Annotated in this window: 24 protein-coding genes, 1 tRNA gene and 1 pseudogene; 14 read left to right on the top strand and 12 right to left on the bottom strand. The window is 64.5% G+C overall.

Going from position 1 to position 19307, the window contains the following annotated elements:
- Positions 1-9 precede the first annotated feature (9 nt).
- The gene (locus AB0H22_RS12775) at positions 10-681 is read right to left on the bottom strand and encodes a histidine phosphatase family protein (RefSeq protein ID WP_180750542.1); all 672 of its coding nucleotides are present in this window, start codon (positions 679-681) and stop codon (positions 10-12) included.
- Between the two features lie 17 nt (positions 682-698).
- Positions 699-1382: an SHOCT domain-containing protein gene (locus tag AB0H22_RS12780; protein ID WP_180750543.1), complete on the bottom strand. Its 684-nt coding sequence runs from the start codon at positions 1380-1382 to the stop codon at positions 699-701.
- Between the two features lie 48 nt (positions 1383-1430).
- Here AB0H22_RS12780 and AB0H22_RS12785 point away from each other — a divergent pair, with 48 nt between their 5' ends.
- Entirely contained in the window at positions 1431-2666 is a 1236-nt protein-coding gene (locus tag AB0H22_RS12785; protein ID WP_358146818.1) for an acyl-CoA dehydrogenase family protein, read from the top strand.
- Here the strand turns inward: AB0H22_RS12785 and AB0H22_RS12790 are convergent.
- The 4 genes from AB0H22_RS12790 to AB0H22_RS12805 form a co-directional block, all read right to left on the bottom strand.
- Positions 2656-3957 carry a threonine/serine exporter family protein gene (locus AB0H22_RS12790; protein WP_180750545.1) on the bottom strand — a complete coding sequence of 434 codons (1302 nt, stop codon included), beginning with the start codon at positions 3955-3957 and terminating at the stop codon, positions 2656-2658. The genes AB0H22_RS12785 and AB0H22_RS12790 overlap by 11 nt on opposite strands.
- A gap of 20 nt (positions 3958-3977) precedes the next feature.
- A complete protein-coding gene (locus tag AB0H22_RS12795; RefSeq protein WP_180750546.1) occupies positions 3978-4346 on the bottom strand; it encodes a lipopolysaccharide assembly protein LapA domain-containing protein in 369 nt (122 codons plus the stop codon).
- 102 nt (positions 4347-4448) lie between these two features.
- Positions 4449-5531 (bottom strand): dihydrodipicolinate reductase, encoded by a 1083-nt coding sequence (locus AB0H22_RS12800; protein ID WP_358146820.1) that lies wholly within the window; start codon positions 5529-5531, stop codon positions 4449-4451.
- Positions 5528-6310, bottom strand: coding sequence for an SDR family oxidoreductase (locus AB0H22_RS12805; RefSeq protein WP_358146821.1), 783 nt, complete (start codon positions 6308-6310; stop codon positions 5528-5530). Before AB0H22_RS12805 ends, AB0H22_RS12800 begins: the two co-directional genes overlap by 4 nt.
- 59 nt (positions 6311-6369) lie before the next feature.
- Between AB0H22_RS12805 and AB0H22_RS12810 the strand changes: the two genes are divergently transcribed.
- From AB0H22_RS12810 to AB0H22_RS12830, 5 genes and pseudogenes are all read left to right on the top strand, one after another.
- The gene (locus tag AB0H22_RS12810) at positions 6370-6990 is read left to right on the top strand and encodes a helix-turn-helix domain-containing protein (RefSeq protein WP_358146822.1); all 621 of its coding nucleotides are present in this window, start codon (positions 6370-6372) and stop codon (positions 6988-6990) included.
- A gap of 63 nt (positions 6991-7053) precedes the next feature.
- Positions 7054-7986, top strand: a complete 933-nt coding sequence (locus tag AB0H22_RS12815) for an ABC transporter substrate-binding protein (RefSeq protein WP_180750549.1) — start codon at positions 7054-7056, stop codon at positions 7984-7986.
- A gap of 4 nt (positions 7987-7990) precedes the next feature.
- Complete coding sequence (locus AB0H22_RS12820) at positions 7991-9097, top strand: ABC transporter ATP-binding protein (RefSeq protein WP_180750550.1); 1107 nt, start codon at positions 7991-7993, stop codon at positions 9095-9097.
- 1 nt (position 9098) lies between these two features.
- Entirely contained in the window at positions 9099-9752 is a 654-nt protein-coding gene (locus AB0H22_RS12825) for an ABC transporter permease (protein WP_180750551.1), read from the top strand.
- Positions 9749-10435 (top strand): annotated as a pseudogene (locus AB0H22_RS12830) (ABC transporter permease subunit); the annotation flags it as partial. The gene AB0H22_RS12825 and the pseudogene AB0H22_RS12830, both read left to right, overlap by 4 nt.
- 3 nt (positions 10436-10438) lie before the next feature.
- Here the strand turns inward: AB0H22_RS12830 and AB0H22_RS12835 are convergent.
- Positions 10439-11101, bottom strand: a complete 663-nt coding sequence (locus tag AB0H22_RS12835) for a helix-turn-helix domain-containing protein (protein WP_358146823.1) — start codon at positions 11099-11101, stop codon at positions 10439-10441.
- Between the two features lie 94 nt (positions 11102-11195).
- Here AB0H22_RS12835 and AB0H22_RS12840 point away from each other — a divergent pair, with 94 nt between their 5' ends.
- Together AB0H22_RS12840 and AB0H22_RS12845 are read left to right on the top strand one after the other, a co-directional pair.
- Complete coding sequence (locus tag AB0H22_RS12840) at positions 11196-12005, top strand: class I SAM-dependent methyltransferase (RefSeq protein WP_180750553.1); 810 nt, start codon at positions 11196-11198, stop codon at positions 12003-12005.
- Between the two features lie 46 nt (positions 12006-12051).
- The gene (locus AB0H22_RS12845) at positions 12052-12642 is read left to right on the top strand and encodes a putative glycolipid-binding domain-containing protein (protein ID WP_180750554.1); all 591 of its coding nucleotides are present in this window, start codon (positions 12052-12054) and stop codon (positions 12640-12642) included.
- Here the strand turns inward: AB0H22_RS12845 and AB0H22_RS12850 are convergent.
- Positions 12639-13598: a prephenate dehydrogenase gene (locus tag AB0H22_RS12850; RefSeq protein WP_358146824.1), complete on the bottom strand. Its 960-nt coding sequence runs from the start codon at positions 13596-13598 to the stop codon at positions 12639-12641. The two genes, AB0H22_RS12845 and AB0H22_RS12850, sit on opposite strands and share 4 nt — an antisense overlap.
- 104 nt (positions 13599-13702) lie before the next feature.
- On the opposite strand from AB0H22_RS12850, the gene AB0H22_RS12855 reads away from it, so the two are divergent.
- Both AB0H22_RS12855 and AB0H22_RS12860 read left to right on the top strand, forming a co-directional pair.
- Positions 13703-14233, top strand: coding sequence for a tRNA adenosine deaminase-associated protein (locus AB0H22_RS12855; RefSeq protein WP_180750556.1), 531 nt, complete (start codon positions 13703-13705; stop codon positions 14231-14233).
- On the top strand, positions 14230-14688 hold the full coding sequence (locus AB0H22_RS12860; RefSeq protein ID WP_358146825.1) for a nucleoside deaminase: 459 nt from the start codon (positions 14230-14232) through the stop codon (positions 14686-14688). Before AB0H22_RS12855 ends, AB0H22_RS12860 begins: the two co-directional genes overlap by 4 nt.
- A 69-nt stretch (positions 14689-14757) precedes the next feature.
- Here AB0H22_RS12860 and AB0H22_RS12865 read toward each other — a convergent pair whose 3' ends face one another.
- Positions 14758-15090: a hypothetical protein gene (locus tag AB0H22_RS12865; protein ID WP_358146826.1), complete on the bottom strand. Its 333-nt coding sequence runs from the start codon at positions 15088-15090 to the stop codon at positions 14758-14760.
- 1 nt (position 15091) lies between these two features.
- The gene (locus AB0H22_RS12870) at positions 15092-15385 is read right to left on the bottom strand and encodes a hypothetical protein (RefSeq protein ID WP_180750559.1); all 294 of its coding nucleotides are present in this window, start codon (positions 15383-15385) and stop codon (positions 15092-15094) included.
- A 202-nt stretch (positions 15386-15587) separates the two neighbouring features.
- Here AB0H22_RS12870 and AB0H22_RS12875 point away from each other — a divergent pair.
- The 3 genes from AB0H22_RS12875 to AB0H22_RS12885 all read left to right on the top strand — a co-directional run bounded on the left by AB0H22_RS12875 (position 15588) and on the right by AB0H22_RS12885 (position 16980).
- Positions 15588-15678 (top strand) — tRNA-Ser (locus tag AB0H22_RS12875).
- 157 nt (positions 15679-15835) lie between these two features.
- Positions 15836-16204 (top strand): DUF4345 domain-containing protein, encoded by a 369-nt coding sequence (locus AB0H22_RS12880; protein ID WP_180750560.1) that lies wholly within the window; start codon positions 15836-15838, stop codon positions 16202-16204.
- 11 nt (positions 16205-16215) lie between these two features.
- Positions 16216-16980: an AraC family transcriptional regulator gene (locus tag AB0H22_RS12885; protein WP_358146827.1), complete on the top strand. Its 765-nt coding sequence runs from the start codon at positions 16216-16218 to the stop codon at positions 16978-16980.
- Between the two features lie 3 nt (positions 16981-16983).
- Here the strand turns inward: AB0H22_RS12885 and AB0H22_RS12890 are convergent, their stop codons facing one another.
- Both AB0H22_RS12890 and AB0H22_RS12895 read right to left on the bottom strand, forming a co-directional pair.
- A complete protein-coding gene (locus tag AB0H22_RS12890) occupies positions 16984-17409 on the bottom strand; it encodes an SRPBCC domain-containing protein (RefSeq protein WP_255485954.1) in 426 nt (141 codons plus the stop codon).
- Positions 17410-17456: 47 nt separating this feature from the next.
- Complete coding sequence (locus tag AB0H22_RS12895) at positions 17457-18008, bottom strand: DUF4334 domain-containing protein (RefSeq protein WP_180750562.1); 552 nt, start codon at positions 18006-18008, stop codon at positions 17457-17459.
- A gap of 52 nt (positions 18009-18060) precedes the next feature.
- On the opposite strand from AB0H22_RS12895, the gene tgt reads away from it, so the two are divergent.
- Complete coding sequence (tgt, locus tag AB0H22_RS12900) at positions 18061-19281, top strand: tRNA guanosine(34) transglycosylase Tgt (RefSeq protein WP_180750563.1); 1221 nt, start codon at positions 18061-18063, stop codon at positions 19279-19281.
- The last annotated feature ends 26 nt before the right edge of the window (positions 19282-19307 follow it).

Raw genomic sequence — 19307 nt, forward strand, 5'->3', positions numbered from 1 at the left:
GCTCACGCGCTATCGGTAGGTCACCAGATCTCGATTACCGCCATCTCCGATCAGATGGGTGTGATCGTTAGAGGAGAGCAGGCTCAATCCACGCTTGCCGTTGACCACCGAAGTGATCGACGAGTTGATGACAACACGTTGGGCGGTAAGCCAATTGGAAACGGTTCCGCCCCACAGATCCGCGACGATCATCCCGATCACCCCCGCGGACGTGGCCACCACGGTGTCACCGCTCAATGCCGCGATATCGGCCATCGCTGCGAGCACGCGCTGTTGAAACCGCGTGTAGCTCTCGGCGTACTCACCGGATGAATCGGTGCTCGCCCACTGCGCCAGACCGTCCTCCAGAACGGCCTGAGTATCGCCCTTGGCCAGGCTCTTGACCGTGTTGACCGACGCCAGGCGTCGTATCCGCGAGTTGCCGACAATCTCCTTGTAGTCGTACTCGTCCCACCGGTCGTCCTGTCGCGGCTCGCTTCCCAGCGCCACCGCGATGGCGTCGCCGGTCTGCCGCTGTCGCTTCATCCCGCCGTGCAGGATTCGGGTGCCGCCCAGACCGCGGCGGGCGAGCTCGGCCGCGACGGTATCGGCCTGCCGCTGTCCGATGCTGGTCAGCGGGCTATCGGGACTGCTCGAGTAGTTGGCAGCTTGACCGTGCCGGACCAGATAGATGACGCCCATGAGAGGCATCGTATCGACTAGCCGCCACCCAGCACGCGGCGCTTCTCGGCCTCGAACTCAGTCTCTGTGAGCGCACCGGAATCTCTCAGGGCGGCAAGCGATTTAAGTTGCTCGAGGCGTATACCGCTGTCGGACGGTTCGTAGGATGCGATGGGTTGAGGGCCCGCCGGAGACGACGGATGGGTAGTGCGCGACCGCGTCAGCACATAGGCGATCCAACCGATTATCGCCACGCCCAGCAGTCCGGCAAAAAGCCAGGTGAGGGCCCAATATGGGCTGCCGTGGCCGAATGCGAGTCGAGGATTGACGAACCCGTTGATCTCACCCTCTACCTGCACGTCGTACGTACCGGCGGCGGGGATCTGTGCGACCCATACCCGCCTGCGGGCATCGCCGTTCACCGTTGTCGAGCTCCCGATACTCTCGCGCACCTGCGGCTCCGCCACTCCGGCCGGCGGAAAGATCGACATGCCCAGCTGGGGGATGAGCAGTCCGTTGTCACCCGAGACCCAGGAGTGGAAGCTGACGGTCACCTCGCCGGCGGGCAGTTCCAGCTGGGTGGTACCCGGGATCTTCACCTCGCCATAGGCGTCGAACTTGTCGAATACAAAGACGTTGAGGATGAGTGTGGCGATGATGCCGATAACCCCGCCGACCGTCAGCGTCGTAAGTGCCCGTACGGAGGCCAGGCGCATGCTCATGTGCCGAAGTCTGTCATGTGGGGTGACTGCGCCTCTAGCATCGGACGGATGGACTTCGCCCCGTCTGACCGCGCTGCCGAACTGACCACCGCCGTCCGGGAGTTCATCGATCGGGAGGTCATGCCGGTGGAGCGCGCCGTGCTGGCTCACCACGACGAACTGCTGGGCGCCCGCGCGGGTACGACGGCCGAGCTGTGGGCGGTGCCGCCAGAGTTGGACGCGTTGAAGACGAAGGCTCGGTCCGCTGGGTTGTGGAATCTATTCCTGCCCGACCCCGAGCTTGGTGGCGGACTGTCCAACTCCGAGTACGCGCCACTGGCCGAGCAGATGGGCCGATCACTGTTCGCACCTACCGTATTCAACTGCAACGCACCGGATTCCGGGAACATGGAGGTACTGCACCGATATGGCAGCCAGGAACAGAAGGAGATGTGGCTAGAACCCCTGCTGGAGGGCGATATCCGTTCGGCGTTCTGTATGACCGAACCCGATGTCGCGTCCTCCGATGCCACGAATATGGCGGCCACCGCCGTCGTCGAGGGCGACGAGGTGGTCATCAACGGACGTAAATGGTGGAGCACCGGTGTGGGTCATCCCGACTGCAAGGTGATCATCTTCATGGGGCTCACCGATCCCACTGCGCATAGGTACGCGCGCCACTCGATGGTCCTTGTCCCGATGGACACCCCCGGCGTCACCGTCGAACGGATGCTGCCCACGATGGGGTTCTACGACGAGCCTGGCGGGCACGGTGTGGTGTCCTTCGACAATGTGCGGCTCTCTGCGGATGCGTTCATCGCGGGACCGGGTAAGGGATTTGAGATCGCCCAGGGGCGGTTGGGGCCCGGCCGGGTGCACCATGCCATGCGCTTGATCGGCCTTGCCGAGGTGGCGCTGGAGCATGCGTGCCGACGGGGGTTGGAGCGCACCGCATTCGGAAAACCTTTGGTGAACCTCGGCGGAAACCGTGAACGCATCGCCGACGCCCGCATTGCCATCAACCAGACCCGGCTGTTGGTGCTGCATGCCGCCTGGTTGTTGGACACCGTGGGCATCATGGGGGCGCTGTCGCCAGTGTCCGAGATCAAGGTGGCCGCACCGAACATGGCGCAGCAGGTCATCGACATGGCGATCCAGATCCATGGCGGCGGAGGTCTTTCCAATGATTTCCCATTGGCGGCGGCTTGGGTCAACGCCCGCGCACTGCGCCTGGCCGACGGCCCCGACGAGGTGCACCGTGGGGTAGTGGCCCGGATCGAGCTTGCGAAACACGCTATCGAGTGACGGCGAGCGCGTAGCGCATACCGCGGTGCAGGCTCGCCCCCACCAGCAGTCCCAGCGCGATCGAGAAGATCGCCATGCAGGTATCGAGCAGCGCGGCGAGGTTGGCGTGGCCGGTGGCGGCGACCTCGCTGACGTTGACGAAGCTCAGCGCACCGGGCACCAAACACCAGAACGCCGCGAGCAGCAACACGATTGCCGAAGGGGCGCCCTTGAATCGCGCCGCGAAAAGGGCAAAGGGAACGACGGCGACCGCCCCGACGAAACCCGTCATCGCCGGTGCCAGGAACAGACCGCCGAGCCGCTGTCCCAGCATCGCGACGCCGATCGCCAGAATCAGCCAGATCAGCGATCCGCGCGGTGCGGACTTGTAGAGGTAGAAGCCCACCGCGATCACCGGCACGGCCAGCGCGATCGTCCAGCTGCCCAGCGGTGGTCCCAGTAACGAGGGCTCCAGTGGTCCAGCCACTTTCACGCCGATCACCACACCAAATGCCAACAGCATCAGTTGTGCGATGCCGTACACGATGCGGGTCGACCCGGCCATCAGCTGGGTGCTGGTCAGCTCCAACGCCCCGATGGTGAGGGTCACCCCGGGAAGCACGGCAATCAGGGCCGGCGCGACGACGCGCGCCAGACCCTCGCTGGGCACGTTCGCGACGATGAACGTGCTGAGCACCGTCACTACGAAGGCGGCCACGGCGGGCATGGTCGCGGCCAGGGTGGGCATGGGATTTGTCGCCAACATGAGCATGCCGACGATCAAGCCCAGCACCAGGTAGGCGGGTAGCGCCGAGGAGGTCGGCGCAAGGGCCAGCCCGAAACCGAGGGTCAGGATGGTGTGTCCGATCACGGTGATGATTGCCCCGAAACGTGGCTTGAGGCATCGGATCTCGTAGATCCGTGCGATCGCCTCCGCTGGCGCGATGGCCCCGACGGCGGCCATATCGGCGATGGTGTCGATATGACCGGCCTGATCCAGCTGCGCTGTGCTGCGGGTGGATTCCTCCACTTCCAGCTGTCCGGTGACACCGTCGATCTGGATGATCAGCACAGTCGGCAAGACGACGGCGCGCAGCTCCTTGTCGGTGTATTGCGGTGCGATGTCGTGCAACTTGGCCAGCACCAGGTTGGTGGGCTGGCCGACTTCGAGCATTGCGATGCCGAGCATCCGCAGCATCGTGACAACTTCGGCGTCGTCGAAATGCTTCGCGTCAGCCAGCGGTACGGGCTTGTCCTTGAGAGTCTTCCGGACAAGCGCCAGCGCGCGCCCGCGCCTGGTCAGCGCCGTCATGCGCCGACTGTAGCCCGGTCTTAGGCCTTGAGGTTCTTCTTCGCCGCGCGCCGCAGCTGGATGATTCGCACCCCACCGACCAGGGCGGTGAGCGCTGCACCGGTGATGGCCGCGAACAACACCGTGATGCCCAGAGGCATCTGGATCTCCCACGAGAGGAAGTGGGTGGTCGTGTCCGTCAGATTCTGCAGAATGAACACCAGCAGCAGAATCAGGATCAACAGGCCAAGGATGACGCCGGTCCAGGTCGCCGCCGCGCGGGTCCGCTTGACCGCGTCTTCCTTTTTGGCGGGCTTCGTGGCGGGCAGCGGTGGCTGCTCCCCGACGGGGATGTCGATCGATGTGTCGGCAACCGGAGAGTCCGGAGTCGTACCGGGGTCACTGGTCATCTGTCCATCATTTGCTACGCGAGCGGGTATTGCAAGCGTGAATGTCGACTTTTGGCGTGAAAGTACGAGCGAAAGTCGCCAAAAGTCGACACTCGACGCTGGTCAGGTCCGGATAGTGCCCAGTCCGGGGATTACGGGCAAATCGAGTGGTGTCAGGAATCCCGGCTTAGCGCCGATCACCGCTGGTATCGCGTTGATGGCGCGCATCCCGGTAGCCAGGCAGCCGCCGATGGCGCCGTCGCCGGTGCGCTCGTCACGGAACACGGTCTCTTGGGTGATGTTCGGGCTGCCTTTGATCTCGATGCGGTAGGCGTCGTTGTCCACCGACTGCGCCCGCGGCCAGTGCGGCGCGGTGTCGTTGGTGATCCGGTTGACATGCTCGATGACGATCTTGGGCTCCCCGCCTACCCAACCGCGGATCTCGAAACGCACGGCGGCGCAATGTCCCGCCGTGATCGTTCCGGTATTGGGCTCCGCGCCGTAGGCGATCTCGGTTGGGGTGGACCACTTTTCGTAGACGGTGTCGATCTTGTCGAGTTTGACCCCGACGGCGTCGGCGATCATCGGAATGGTGTGTCCCCACGCCAGGATCAGCACCTCGGGGATCTCCAGCACCGCCTGTTGGTCCATGGGTGCGCCCAGTCCCATCGGGGTGCTGAAATCGCCGTTGTAGTACTGGTAGTCCAGGAGCTCTTGCACTAGAACCGAATCCACCCGACCGCCCACACCGAGCAGGGTCATCGGGAACAGATCGTTGGCAAAGCCAGGGTCGATACCGGTAGTGAAACAGGAGGTCTGGCCGTCCTCACAGGCCTGCGTGATATCCACCAACATCTCGGGCGGGCAGACCTGCGGGTACACCCAGGGTGTCATCGCGGTGGAGACCACATTGTGTCCGCTGCGCAGCGCCCGGGACATGTTGTCGATGTTCTCCAGGGCGTACTGCGCCGTCGGTCCGAAGTACGCGACGGTGCCTTCGGTGCCCAGCGCGGCGTCGATATCGGTGGTCGCCGCCAGCCCGATCGGGTGACTGCCGACGAGGGCCCCGACGTCCACACCCTCCTTGGCCGGATCGTGTACCAGGACGGCGGCCAGCTCGAATACCGGGTGGTCCAGCAGCTCGCGGATCACCAGCTTGCCGACTACGCCTGTGCCCCAAAGGATGACGGGATACTTGTCGCTCATGAGAAGAACTCTCCTGCGTTGACGAATAGGGTCTGCCCGGTCACCATCCGGGCTCGGTCCGAGGCGAAGAACACCACCGCGTCGGCGACGTCCTCATCGGCGGGCATTTCGCCCAGCGGGAACTTGGCCGTCAGCTCCGACAGCACTTCCGCTTGGGTGATACCGCGCTGCTGCGCGACCAAGCCGATGTACAGCTGGATCGGTGGTCCGTACATCCACGTCGGTACCACCATGTTGAGGCGAATTTTGTGCGGGCCCAGCTCCTTCGCGAGCTGGTACATCGCGTTCTGTAACGCTCCCTTGGATGTCGCATACGCGGCCTGGGGCAGCTGCGGATGAAAGGCCGACTGCGAACCGATGAAGACCACCGATCCGCCGTTCTTCTTCAGCTCCGGCACGGCTGCCTGCACGAGTTGAAGCGTGCCGACGACGTTCGTGTTGAGCATCGCCTGCCACTGCGCCAGATCCGCACCCTCGATGCCGCCGAAGACGTCTTCCTTGGCCGCAACGTTCACCAGTACGTCCACCCCACCGAATCGCTCGCAGGCGGTGTCGATCAGACCTTGGCATGCTTGCGCGTCGTTGATATCGGTGACCGCCCAGGCGACGGTGGCCTCGGTGTCGTCGAGTTCTTTCGCGAGGTTTGCAAGGTTTTCCCGGGTGCGGGCGCCGAGCACCACATTGGCGCCGTCTTGGTGCGCCTTGAGCGCGACCTCGCGTCCTAATCCGGTGCCCACGCCGGATATCACCACGGTCTTTCCGGAAAGAAGTCCTGTCATCGGCTGCCCTTCTGCATGTGACCCACGCCTCAACGTTACACAGTGTTACGATATTTGCAATGGCTACCGACGAGTTACCAGTGGGCAGGGGCCGCCGCCGCAGCTCCGATATCGACACAAAGGCGCTTGCTGCCGCGCGCGAGCTCCTGGTCGAACAGGGGTGGGAGGCCACCACCATGGTTGCGATTGCCGAGCGGGCTGGTGTCGGCAAGCCTGCGCTGTATCGCCGGTGGCCGTCGCGCGCACACCTGGTCTTCGAGGCCGTGTTCGGTTGGACGGCCCCTACTCAGGAGATGAGCGCGGCCGCGGGAGTCGGCGACTGGGTGCGTCAATCCTGCTCGTACACAGCGGAACTCTTCGAGCGACCGGATGTCATCGCGGCCGCCCCCGCACTCCTCGGCCAGATGCGCACCGATCCCGAATTGGGGCAGGCTATGTGGGCGAGCTTCGGTGAGACAGGTGCCGAACTGCTCTCACAGGTGATGCGTGTACAGCATCCCGAGATCGGCCAGCAGGAGGCGCATGACCGGGCCAACGCCACCATGTTGATGATCATCGGAGCCAATGTCCTCGCACGCCAGCTGCTTCCCGACGAGCAGGCGGAGACGGTTCTCAAATATTTGCCATCGCTCCTGGCGGTGCCGAGCGAGAACCCCGAAACAGATGCCTCGGACGGTTAGCCACCGGAATCTTCCCGACGGTAAAACCGGGCAGGGTAGCCACTCCCCGGTTACTGTCGGAGGATGCGCAGGGCCGCACGACTCCTCGCCGCCGTCATGGCCGCGATCGTCTTCAGCGGTTGTGGTAGCGCCAATCCCCTGGGCGGAGGACCGCTTTCGGGTGACCTCAATACGTTGATCGTCGGCTCGGCGGACTTCCCTGAGTCGAAAACCGTGGCCGAGCTCTACGCCCAGATATTGCAGACCAACGGCTTTCAGGTCACCAGGCAGTTGGGTATCGGCAGCCGCGAGACGTACATCCCGGCGGTCAAGGATCATTCGATCGACCTGATCGGCGATTACACCGGAAATCTGCTGCGCTACTTCGACCCGGACGCGACCGCCACCAAGCCCGATGACGTTGAGCTGGCGCTGCTACGCAAGCTGGACGGGGATCTCGACATCCTGACCCCTTCTCCGGCATCGGATGCCGACACGTTGTGTGTCACCAGGGCCACCGCGGACAAATGGAATCTGCGCTCGCTCGCGGACCTTGCGGCGCACTCGGGGGAAGTGAAGGTCGGCGCGCCCTCGGAGTTCCTGCACCGCAGCGTGGGTCTGGCCGGGCTCAAGGCCAATTACGGACTGGATATCCCGGAGTCCCGTTTCGTGGCCATCAGTGACGGCGGCGGACCTGCCACAGTGAAAGCGTTGTTGGACGGAACCATTACTGCAGCCAACATCTTCAGCACCTCACCGGCGATCGCCGAACATGACCTGGTGGTGTTGGAGGACCCCAAGTTCACCTTTCCGGCGGGCAATCTGGTGCCGTTGGTCAACGCGCAGAAGAAGTCCGAGAAGTTGAAGAAGGTACTCGACGCGCTCTCGGCGCGCTTGACCACTGATGACCTCACCAGGCTCAACGCCGCGGTTTCCGGTAACGACGGCGTTGACCCCAAGGAAGCCGCACAGAAATGGTTGGCGGACAAAGGTTTCGACAAACCGATAGGGAACTGATCGCGTGATCACCTTCGAGAACGTCACCAAGAAGTACCCCGACGGGACCACCGCGGTCGACGATCTCACCATGCATGTCGACAAGGGATCGTTCACGGTATTCGTGGGGCCCTCGGGCTGCGGCAAGACCACGTCGATGCGGATGATCAACCGGATGACCGACCTCACCTCGGGTGTCTTGACCGTCGACGGGGCCGATATCAGGACGGTCGATCCGGTCAAACTGCGGTTGGGCATTGGGTATGTGATCCAGAACGCCGGCCTCATGCCGCACCAGCGCGTCGTCGACAACGTGGCGACAGTGCCTGTGCTGCGCGGTGAATCCCGGCGCGCCGCACGCAAGGCCGCCCTCCAGGTATTGGAACGGGTGGGGCTCGATCCGAAGTTGGCCACCAGGTACCCCGCGCAGCTCTCCGGAGGTCAACAACAACGCGTCGGTGTGGCACGTGCTCTCGCAGCCGACCCGCCCATCCTCCTGATGGACGAACCATTCAGTGCCGTCGACCCGAATGTGCGCGATGACTTGCAAGCCGAGATGCAGCGCCTACAGGCCGAGCTCAACAAGACGATCGTCTTCGTCACCCACGATATCGACGAGGCCGTCAAACTCGGAGACAAGGTGGCGGTCTTCGGGCCTGGTGGGGTCTTACAGCAATACGACGATCCCGAGCGGGTGTTGTCCAATCCGGCAAGCGATTTCGTCGCCGGTTTCATCGGGCGTGATCGGGGCTACCGAAGTTTGCAGTTCCGCGGAGCGGGCGAGGTGCCGTTACACGAGATCAGGCTGATCGGCGAAGCGGATGTACCTACTGTGATCATCGCCCCGGGCGACTGGGTGCTTGTCTGTAATCCTGACGGCACACCATTCGGATGGATGGACGACTTCGGAGCGAATGTCTACCGCTCAGGGAAGTCGTTGTACGACAGCGTGATCGCGGGAGGTTCGTTGTTCGGGCCGGACGGAACTCTGCGGCAGGCCCTCGATGCCGCGTTGTCCTCACCGTCCGGGCTGGGCGTCGCCACCGACGAGGACGGGCGCGTGCGCGGCGGTGTGCGTGGTGATGACGTCCTGATGGCGCTGGATCGACAACGCCGCACCGGGAAGCGGTGAGATGCATTATCTCTTCACCCATCTCAATGACGCCTGGCTGCTGTCGCTGATCCATCTCCGGCTGTCGCTGGTGCCCATTCTCATTGGACTCGCGATCGCGGTTCCGTGTGGTGCGCTGATTCACCGGTATCGGACCGCGCGGCGGGTGACGACGGTGATCGCCAGCATCGTGTTCACCATCCCTTCACTGGCGTTGTTCGTGGCGTTACCGCTCATCATTCCTACTCGGATTCTCGACGAGGCCAATGTGATGGTGGCCCTGACGCTCTACACCACTGCGCTTCTCATTCGTGCGGTACCCGAGGCGCTCGATGCCATTGCTCCGCAGGTGCGCGACGCCGCTACCGCGGTGGGATACCGGCCGTTGGCCCGTCTCATTCGGGTCGAGCTGCCCTTATCCATACCCGTATTGGTAGCGGGATTGAGAGTCGTTGCCGTGACAAATATTTCAATGGTGTCGGTGGGCTCGGTGATCGGCATCGGCGGCCTGGGTACCTGGTTCACCGAGGGCTACCAGGCCAACAAGAGCAGTCAGATCGTCGCCGGGATCGTCGCCATCTTCTTGTTGGCCGTCGTCGTGGATTCACTCCTGGTGCTTCTCGGTCGTGCTGCCACGCCGTGGGCCAGAGCAACGAAAGCCGTTGGTGCATCATGAACTTTCTCTCCGAGGCACTCGGTTACATGTTCACCGCGTCCAACTGGACGGGCAATAGTGGTCTGGGCGTGCGGATCGGTGAGCACCTCCAGTACACCGCGATCGCCCTCCTGGCCGCGGTCGCTATCGCGGTGCCGATCGGTCTCATCATCGGTCACACCGGTCGCGGCACGTTTCTGGTGGTCAGTGCGGTGAACGCATTGCGGGCGCTCCCGACGCTCGGTGTGTTGCTGCTGGGCGTGCTGCTGTGGGGTCTGGGCCTGGTTCCGCCGACCATCGCGTTGCTGCTGTTGGGTGTGCCGCCGCTGCTGGCGGGGACATACTCCGGTATCGCGAACGTGGATCGCACGGTCGTGGAGGCGGCCCGCGCCATGGGGATGACCGAACGCCAAGTGCTGTTCGGCGTCGAGGTACCCAACGCGTTGCCGCTCATCCTGTCTGGACTGCGGACGGCGACCCTGCAGATCGTCGCGACCGCGACCGTCGCCGCCTATGCCAGCCTCGGCGGGCTCGGCCGGTACCTCATCGACGGCATCAAGGTCCGGCAGTTCCACTTGGCGTTGGTGGGCGCCATCATGGTGACCGCGCTGGCCCTGCTGCTCGATGCGATCCTGGCCTTCGCGGTGTGGTTGTCGGCTCCAGGCAGCGGGCGGCTGCGATTGGCACCGCGCGATGTCCCGGACGACTCAGGGCCGGGGGACGCCGGCGTAGAGAGGCAGGTCGAACCATGTCGGCACGCCGCGGCACAACCCTGACGGCCCACGCAGCGCCACCTCGCCGGATCGCAGCACGTCCGACCACGCGGAGTCGCCGCGCCATACCCGGGTCAGGCTCCGCAACTGTGCCGTCACACCCACATTCACGTCGAATCCGGGGTCGGCATCGCACAGATCGGCCGCCTCGGGCGTGACGACCAGCCACCAGTGCCGTTTATCGGCCGCGACGTCGCCGAAACTGAAATGCAGCACGGTGCGGCCCTCGGGGACGGCGCTGCCGATGACGTGGCGTCGCATATCCCAGAGCAGCAGCTTGGGGTCCAGATCCTCATCCCCGATCTCGCCGATCCACCGGATTCCCCACTGGCTCAACATCTCGACCACCGGCCGTAGCTCCTGGCCCGCGTCTGTGGGTATGTAGCGGTTTTCGTGGCGCTCGGCGATGCCGGCGCGCACCAGTCGGTCCAGCCTCTTGGACAGCAGGGTCGGAGACATTCGCGGCACGCCGCGCCTGATGTCGTTGAAATGCTCACTGCCGAGCAGCAATTCACGCACGATCAGCAGCGTCCAGCGTTCGTCGAGCAGCTCCATCGCCTTCGCGACGGGGCAGAATTGGTAGTACGACGCACCCATGTGTGAACGGTAGGCCTCCGAACTCGCGGTGACCAGTCCCGGTACAGATCTTGTACTAGCCGGTGGTCCTACGGTGTCGCTAGCGTCTGTGTATATGAACACTGAAACAGCCCAAAGAGTTTCGTTATGGGCGCTGGGCGACTATCCCGCGGTGGCGTCCGAGGTGATTGCGCCGTTGGGCCCGGTGCTTGTCGTAGAGTCCGGCATCGCCCCCGGAGTTCGGGTGTTGGATGTAGCGGCCGGATCCGGGAATGTGGCGATCCCCGCGGCGGGCACCGGCGCGCATGTGGTGGCCTCCGATCTCACTCCCGAACTGCTGGAGGCAGGTCGCGCGACGGCGGCGCGGGCCGGTGTGAAATTGGATTGGCAGGTAGCCGATGCGCAAGCGCTTCCTTTTGGTGACAACGACTTCGATGTCGTGGTGTCCTGCGTCGGGGTGATGTTCGCTCCGCGTCATCAGGACAGCGCCGACGAACTGGTCCGAGTCTGTCGGCCGGGGGGAACGATCGGCCTGATCAACTGGACGCCACAGGGATTCATCGGCCAGATGTTCGCGACCATGAGGCCGTTCGCGGCCGCCCCGGCACCTGGCGCGCAGCCGCCGCCGTTGTGGGGTGACCCGGCTCATGTACGGGAGCTCCTCGCCGACCGGGCCATCGAGGTCACGGTGAAGCGGCGGATGCTTACGGTGGACCGGTTCGCCACTGCCGAGGAGTTCCGCGACTTCTTCAAGGCCTGTTACGGGCCGACGATCGCCGTCTACGCCAGGATCGCGAAGGAGGCGAGCCGAACCGCCGAACTCGACGATGCGCTTGTGGAGCTGGCCCGTCGACACGATCGCGGTGACGGACGGCTGGTGATGGACTGGGAATACCTGCTGTACATCGCGCACAAACGGGGGTGATCCGGGCCGCGACGGGGCAATTTGCGCGGTCGCCTACGGTAGACGGGTGAGTAACCCCAGCTCGACCGACACGGCGACTGGGCCCGCGGTCCTGACCTGGCGCGCCCATGACGGGTCGCGTATGGAATCCACCCGGGTCCAACTATCGGGCCGACGCATCCGCGCACACGGCCGCTTCGTGGCCGGTGCGTCCGATGCGCACCCCGCGTTCAGCGCCTCATATGACCTGGTGACCGACGAGACCGGCTCCACCAATCGGTTGTCCCTGTCCACCACGGTCGCGGAGCGGGAACGGCAGCTGTCGATTGCCCGGGACGAAGAGGGCATGTGGACCGTGCAGAACCACGAGGGTGCGAAGCGCGCCACCTTCGACGGAGCGCTGGACGTCGACGTGGTGTTCAGCCCCTTCTTCAATGCGCTTCCGATCCGGCGAACCGGCCTCTACCAGCGGGAAGGCAGCGCGGTACTGCCGGTTGTCTACGTGACGCTGCCGGATCTAGTCGTCAGCCCCGCCACCATCAGCTACCGCAACGACGGTAAGGGCATCAAGGTGGTTTCGCCGGTCGCCGACACCACCGTCATCGTCGATGACGAGGGATTCTTGCTGGAGTACCCCGGACTCGCCGTCCGGATCTAAGGCACGATCCGCAGCACGCCGCCCTGCCGGCCCGCCTCGGCCAGGTGCTCGCGCCAATCAGCGTCCTCCCGGCTGATACCGGTGATGTCGAACCGTTCGTGTGCCTCATACCGCCCTCGCGCGGCGTGGCCGGCCTCTACCAGCAGCTCTACCGAGCTCTCCGCGTTCAAGGTGTTCCACGTCGCCGCCAGCAGTGCCATTGCCTCTTCCAGGGCGGGCAGCACACCGTGTGGATTGGATTCGCACATGGCGCGCACCAGCGACGGATCGGTGGCGGCGACGCGGGTGCCGTCCCGGAACGATCCCGCGGCCAACGAGTACGCCAACGGAACCCCGTCCGCGGTGATGGCGAGGGCCTCGGCGAGCAGATGCGGTAGGTGCGAGATGGCCGCTGCCGCCGCGTCATGCTCCTCGGAACGTGCCGGGACCACGACGGAACCGCAGTCCAGGGCAAGCCGCGTGACCTGTGCGAATACCTGCGGATCGACGCCCTCGTCGACGCTGACCACCCAGGTCGCATCGCGGAAAAGCCGTGCGTCGCCGGCACTCCAGCCGGAGTCCGTCGTCCCCGCCATGGGGTGGCCGCCGACGAATCGTTGCGCCAGGCCGTGCCGGGACACCTCTTGTTGGACAGCGGCTTTCACACTGGTGACATCGGTGAGAGGGCATTCCGGCGCTAGTTCCGCGATGCGCGCAAGGAGCGCCGACAGGGCCGGTACCGGCACCGCGAGCACGATGAGCGCCTGGGCGTTGCGAGCACGTCGGAGCGCCAGATCCAGATCGGCAGTGGCGTCAAAACCCGCCGCTCGCGCGGCGTCGACACCCTCGGCAGAACGGTTGTATCCCCAGACATGCCGGCCCGCGGCGGCGGCCGCCCGGACCAGGGAACCACCGATGAGCCCGAGGCCAAGTACGCAGATCGGGGGGTGTTGGTGGTCGTGTTCGGCGGCGTTCACCCCATCAGGTTGGCATAGGTCACCAAAGTTGTGCGATGAGCCGCACGCGCGAAGAGCCTCAGGACTGTGGTCACAACCCAGGTTGGGGCACTACCGTATTGCCCATGGACGCACAGCGCGCAAAGGCCGTAGGGCCCAATACCGAAAGCCTGGAGGGCTTCGGTGTGGCCGTCGTGCGCGAAGAAGGCCACTGGCGGGTGACATCGTTGAATGCCGCGGCGCTCACCGATTTGGCGGCAGCCGAAACCGAGCTACGTGAACTCCGCAGCGCCGGTGCGGTCTTCGGACTGCTGGATGTGGACGAGGAATTCTTCATCATCATTCGTCCGGCACCCTCGGGAACACACCTCCTGATCTCCGATGCCACTGCGGCCATTGATTACGACATCGCTGTCGAGGTGCTCGACAGGCTGAATGTTCCTGTCCCGGAGCTCGATTCCGATGAGCTCGACGATGTCGATCCGTGGGAGGAAGGCGAACTGGGCCTGCTCTCCGATATCGGGCTGCCTGAACCGGTGCTCAGCGTGATCCTCAGCGAGACCGACCTCTACCCCGATGAGCAGCTCGGCATGATCGCCGCCCGGATGGGCTTCGCCGACGAACTCGGAGCGGTGCTCGACAAGCTGGATCGGTGACGTTCCTAGACGATGAGGCGCTGATTCGCGCCGCACTGGCGGCCGCCGGGGAGGCCGGTGCCGACGATGTCCCGATCGGTGCGGTGATCTACGCCGCCGACGGAACCGAATTGGCTCGGGCTGCTAATGCGCGTGAACGCCTTGGTGATCCGACGGCGCATGCGGAAATTCTGGCGCTACGGCAGGCCGCCGCGAAACATGGCGACGGCTGGCGGTTGGAGGGTGCGACGCTGGCGGTGACCGTCGAGCCGTGCACCATGTGCGCCGGGGCATTGGTGCTGGCTCGGGTCAGCCGGGTGGTGTTCGGGGCGTGGGAGCCCAAGACAGGGGCAGTGGGATCGCTGTGGGATGTGGTGCGGGACCGTCGGCAAGCGCATCGCCCGGAGGTGCGCGGTGGCGTGCTGGCGCAGGAGTGCGCGGCGCTGCTCGAGGAATTCTTCGCCACCAAGCGGTAGGTGGCCCGCCCGGTGCGCGCTGGGTCGGGGGGTCGCGGCGCGCACCGGACGGGCCGGTTCGGGGAGGGTTTAGTGGCCCCAGTTGTTGCCAGGTCCGTGGTCGGGCCCACGGTCTGGTCCGCGATCAGGGCCACGGTTGTCACCCGGGCCGGGGCCGTTGTCGCGCCAGCGGCCGTCGTCACCGCGCCAATCACCGGGGCGATCGCGGTCGAGGATCCCGTCCGCGTGGCATTCACCCCAGTTCATGTTGAAGCCCCAGATCGGGTCCCAGAACTCGCCGGGACACCAGTGGTAGGTGGGGGCCGGAAGCTCCGGGGCCGGGGCGGCATTGGCGGTCGCTGCGAGGCCTAAACCGCCGGCAGCGATGGCCGCGGAAGCGGCAATTCCTAGAAGAAGTTTCATGTCAGGGTCTCCAATTTCTGTCGTGCCAATCTCGGTCTTGGTCATGCCAATCGCGGTGATCGTCGCCGCGCCAGTCGCGGTCATGGCGATCTCCGTCGCGGTCGCGATGCCAGTCGTCGTGGCAATCGCCTCCTTCCCAGTTGAAACCCCAGATCGGGTTCCAGAACTCGCCCGGGCACCAGTGATAGCTAGGGGCGGGAATGGCCGGTGCCGGGGCCGCATTCGCGGTCGTTGCTAAGCCAAGTCCGCCTGCCGCGATGGCCGCGGCTGCTGCGATTCCAACGAGAACTTTCACAACCACGATGGAAGGCCATCTAGCTGGGAACCGTGGCCCCGATTTCGTACAAGCAGCTGGGAATCACCTGCCAGCCATGCGGATCCGTGCATGTGAGTGGTCCGTTGCTAACGCTGGAGTGGCTTACGCCGATAACCAATGCTCGCCTGCGCGGTTGGGCGCGATTCGGGTATTCCGGGGTGCGGCCTGTAGTCTCTTCGGCGGTGGCGTGTCCGAGCGGCCTAAGGAGCACGCCTCGAAAGCGTGTGACGGGTAACCCCCGTCCGAGGGTTCAAATCCCTCCGCCACCGCCAAAACTCCCTAAGCGTTTACGCAGGTGGGAGTGCTCATGTCCTGGGACGCCCGCGGCGTAGCCCAGATTGCCACCCACCTGTAGCAGGTTTTCGGAAGCGTCCGGCCCGCACTGCGGTCACGATGATGCCGATCCGAAAATCGAGCGAGGGAGTGGCAGTGCGGGATGTGGCATTGATTCTTGTCGGCGTATTCATGCTGGGTATGGGGGTGTACGCGCTGGCCATGCCCGCGGCACTCGTCCGGCCGTTCGGTATTGCCATCGAGAGCGCGGTCAGCCGCTCGGAGATCCGGGCTGTGTACGGCGGGTTTGGACTGGCCATGGCGGGTCTGCTGTTCTGGACGGCCACCGGGGATGACCAGCTTCGCAATGGTGCGGCACTGACCGTCGGCGTGGCTCTTGGTGGAATGGCGGCGGGCAGGCTGCTTTCCCGGATCCTGGACGAGGGCACATCCTTCTATCCGATCTGGTTCTACTTCTTGGTCGAGGTTGCCGCGGCCGCCCTTGTCATTGGCGTCGTCGTGTGATGATGAGGTTCGTGACGATCGAGGATGTGGAGTCCTCCCACCGTCAGGTGTGGTTGTGGCCCGGGTACGCCGCATATTTTGGTCCGTCATTTCACTTGGACACCCGTTCGACTCCGGTGCACTGTTTTGCCCTTGGTGTCGATGCACCGTTCACCGTCGAGATCCCGGGTGGCGCTTCGGCATTGGCGCGCAGTGCGCTCATCCCGGCACGTACCGTGCATCGAATCCGTTCCGGGCCGGGGCGAATGCTGTTCTACTATCTCGATCCCAGCTCGACTCGCGTTGGCAGTGTGGATGCCGCGATGGCCGGACGTTCGGAACCCATCGCCACCGGCCACCGTGGCGAGGTCGTGCTATGCGACTATCTGTCGGGTGCGGGCCCCGTCGATCCCGCCGAACTGCGGCGAATCATTGTGGGGGACAACGATGCCGAAAGTATTGACCCGCGGATCCGGCTGACCATGGATCGCATGCTGGCCGCTCCCGCGGAGTCGATGTCCGCGGCCGATACGGCTGCCGAGCTGGGTCTGTCCACGTCGCGTTTTCTGCATTTGTTCACCGGTAATGCCGGGACGAGTTTTCGCCGCTACCGATTGTGGACGAGATTGTTGTATGTAGGCACGGCGGTCTCGCGAGGTGACGACTTCACCACCGCGGCCGTCGATGCGGGCTTCGCGTCGCCGAGCCATTTCAGTGACACCTTTCGGGTCATGTTCGGGCTGACCGCCTCGTCCGTTCTGTCGCAGAACAGTGAGATCACCACCCTCAGCGCGTAATGTCTAGTGCCGGGTGTGCAGCCTTTCGTTGAGCAGGTGCAGGGATCGTGCGGTGCTATCCGTCACGATGCGTAGCAGCACCCTCTCTGATTGATCGTGGATATCGACCCCATCGAGATGTGTGGTGAGAACAGTCGTGCCGCCGTCCGTGGCAGCGAGACCGTGGCTGATGGTCCACCGGGCGGGATCGCCCTCGCGCACCGCGCCCACGAATTCGACCGCGAGCAGCCTTCCTGGGTCCGCGGCGACCACGGTGCAGTCGCCGGTGCCGAGTAGGCGGGTGCCCATGATGGCCGGATGGGTGATGCGGTACTGACAACCGACTTCCGGACGGAACCCGTTGGTCTGTAGCGACCACAGATCGGGATCGACCATGACCTGCCAGATCAGCGTGGGTGTGTAGGCAAAAGACCGCTCGAACAAGATCATTTCGGCGCCCTCACCCGAGCAGCCTAGACGCGGGCGAACTGCAACCCTCAGTCCCGCCGGAGCGTGAAGAAGTACGGCTGGTCCATATCGCGCAGATCCATGATGCCCAGCAGGGTGGCGTCGTCGACCTTCCGGAAGTGGTCGATAATCGCCTTGTGGTCGTAGACCATGGCCGCGCTGACGATGCCGCGGTACTCGATATTGCGCAGCCGCGCGCGGTGCTTATTGGTTCTGATCAGCGGTTTGAGTGCGGAAAGCGCGGTCGGGGACGTCCGCTTGACCATCGGGGACTCGGTCAGTCCGCTGATCCGGCCCGCCAGCCCCATCGGGGCCAGCATTGGGTCGACGGCGAAGATATCGCCGCCGCCATCACTGAACAGCAGTGGATGCACATGGTTCAGGTCGTCGAACTGCTTGCCGTACCAGCCCGAGACAGTGAGAATCCCGTCCATCGAATGCCCGGTCGGCACCTCGCCCCCATGCCAGCGTTGGCCGATCAGATCCTCTGCCCGCACGGGCTCCAGGTTGTCGAAGAAGGCCAAGGCCTCCTGGGTGGTCGTGCCATGCTCCAGCGCGAGAAGATCCGACGTCGATGTCATGACCCGAGCCTACGACCGATGGTCACGACGCGCCCAGGCAAAATGTCCTCTGATGACCGACTCCTATTTCACAATCGACGCCACCTTGCCCGGAACCGCGGGCCGGGCTGGAGTCATCCATACCCCGCACGGTGACATCAAGACGCCGGCCTTTATCGCCGTCGGAACCAAGGCCACCGTCAAGGCGGTGTTGCCGGAAACCATGGCCGCGCTGGGTGCCCAGGCGGTCCTTGCCAACGCCTATCACCTGTACCTGCAGCCCGGTCCCGATATCGTCGACGCGGCCGGAGGACTGGGTGCGTTCATGAACTGGCCCGGCCCGACATTCACCGACAGCGGCGGGTTCCAGGTGCTCTCTCTCGGCTCGGGGGCGCGCAAGGTCATGGCGATGGATGTTGACCGGGCCCGCGCCGATGGCGTCGTCATTCCCGGGAAAGACAAGCTCGCACACGTCGACGACGAGGGTGTCACCTTCACCTCGCACCTCGACGGGTCCACACACCGGTTCACCCCTGAGGTGTCCATGCAGATCCAGCATCAGCTGGGCGCCGACATTATCTTCGCCTTCGATGAGCTCACCACCCTGATCAATACTCGCGAGTACCAAGAGGATTCGGTGCAGCGCACCCACGAGTGGGCGCAGCGCTGCCTGGATGAGCACGAGAAACTGACCCGTGAGCGCGCCGACAAGCCCTATCAGGCGTTGTTCGGCGTGGTGCAGGGTGCACAGTACGAAGACCTGCGTCGCCAGGCCGCGCGCGGCCTGGAATCCCTTGTTAACGGCGCGGATCGGGGCTTTGACGGCTATGGGATCGGTGGTGCGCTGGAGAAACAGAACCTCGGCGCCATCGTCGGCTGGGTGACATCCGAGCTGCCCGAAAACAAACCGCGCCACCTACTGGGGATCAGCGAGCCCGACGACTTGTTCGCCGCGGTGGCCGCAGGGGCGGACACATTCGATTGCGTGTCCCCGTCGCGGGTCGCGCGTAACGCCGCCGTCTATACCCGCGACGGCCGGGTGAACATCACCGGTGCGAAGTACCGCCGGGACTTCACCCCCATCGATGCCGAATGTGACTGCTACACCTGCACTCACTACACGCGGGCCTATCTGCACCACTTGTTCAAGGCCAAGGAGATGCTGGCATCCACCTTGGCCACCATCCACAACGAACGATTCACCATCGGACTGGTGGACCGCATCCGCGCCGGCATCGTCGACGGCACCTTTGACGCGCTGCGTGAGGAGACGCTGGGCCGCTACTACTGCTGAGTCCGTGCCTCAGGCGGATCTCAGCA

It is taken from the genome of Mycobacterium sp. NPDC050853 (assembly GCF_040653875.1).
Taxonomy (GTDB): Bacteria; Actinomycetota; Actinomycetes; order Mycobacteriales; family Mycobacteriaceae; genus Mycobacterium.

What these genes read in the sequence shown, in the direction of transcription:
- AB0H22_RS12840 (WP_180750553.1), top strand. Translation starts at nt 11,196, where the DNA reads ATGAACACTGAAACAGCCCAAAGAGTTTCGTTATGGGCGCTGGGCGAC.
- AB0H22_RS12865 (WP_358146826.1), bottom strand. Translation starts at nt 15,090, where the DNA reads ATGAAACTTCTTCTAGGAATTGCCGCTTCCGCGGCCATCGCTGCCGGC.
- AB0H22_RS12800 (WP_358146820.1), bottom strand. Translation starts at nt 5,531, where the DNA reads ATGAGCGACAAGTATCCCGTCATCCTTTGGGGCACAGGCGTAGTCGGC.
- AB0H22_RS12890 (WP_255485954.1), bottom strand. Translation starts at nt 17,409, where the DNA reads ATGATCTTGTTCGAGCGGTCTTTTGCCTACACACCCACGCTGATCTGG.
- AB0H22_RS12895 (WP_180750562.1), bottom strand. Translation starts at nt 18,008, where the DNA reads ATGACATCGACGTCGGATCTTCTCGCGCTGGAGCATGGCACGACCACC.
- AB0H22_RS12785 (WP_358146818.1), top strand. Translation starts at nt 1,431, where the DNA reads ATGGACTTCGCCCCGTCTGACCGCGCTGCCGAACTGACCACCGCCGTC.
- AB0H22_RS12790 (WP_180750545.1), bottom strand. Translation starts at nt 3,957, where the DNA reads ATGACGGCGCTGACCAGGCGCGGGCGCGCGCTGGCGCTTGTCCGGAAG.
- AB0H22_RS12815 (WP_180750549.1), top strand. Translation starts at nt 7,054, where the DNA reads ATGCGCAGGGCCGCACGACTCCTCGCCGCCGTCATGGCCGCGATCGTC.
- AB0H22_RS12805 (WP_358146821.1), bottom strand. Translation starts at nt 6,310, where the DNA reads ATGACAGGACTTCTTTCCGGAAAGACCGTGGTGATATCCGGCGTGGGC.
- AB0H22_RS12835 (WP_358146823.1), bottom strand. Translation starts at nt 11,101, where the DNA reads ATGGGTGCGTCGTACTACCAATTCTGCCCCGTCGCGAAGGCGATGGAG.
- AB0H22_RS12855 (WP_180750556.1), top strand. Translation starts at nt 13,703, where the DNA reads ATGGACGCACAGCGCGCAAAGGCCGTAGGGCCCAATACCGAAAGCCTG.
- AB0H22_RS12795 (WP_180750546.1), bottom strand. Translation starts at nt 4,346, where the DNA reads ATGACCAGTGACCCCGGTACGACTCCGGACTCTCCGGTTGCCGACACA.
- AB0H22_RS12810 (WP_358146822.1), top strand. Translation starts at nt 6,370, where the DNA reads ATGGCTACCGACGAGTTACCAGTGGGCAGGGGCCGCCGCCGCAGCTCC.
- AB0H22_RS12775 (WP_180750542.1), bottom strand. Translation starts at nt 681, where the DNA reads ATGGGCGTCATCTATCTGGTCCGGCACGGTCAAGCTGCCAACTACTCG.
- AB0H22_RS12780 (WP_180750543.1), bottom strand. Translation starts at nt 1,382, where the DNA reads ATGAGCATGCGCCTGGCCTCCGTACGGGCACTTACGACGCTGACGGTC.
- AB0H22_RS12825 (WP_180750551.1), top strand. Translation starts at nt 9,099, where the DNA reads ATGCATTATCTCTTCACCCATCTCAATGACGCCTGGCTGCTGTCGCTG.
- tgt (WP_180750563.1), top strand. Translation starts at nt 18,061, where the DNA reads ATGACCGACTCCTATTTCACAATCGACGCCACCTTGCCCGGAACCGCG.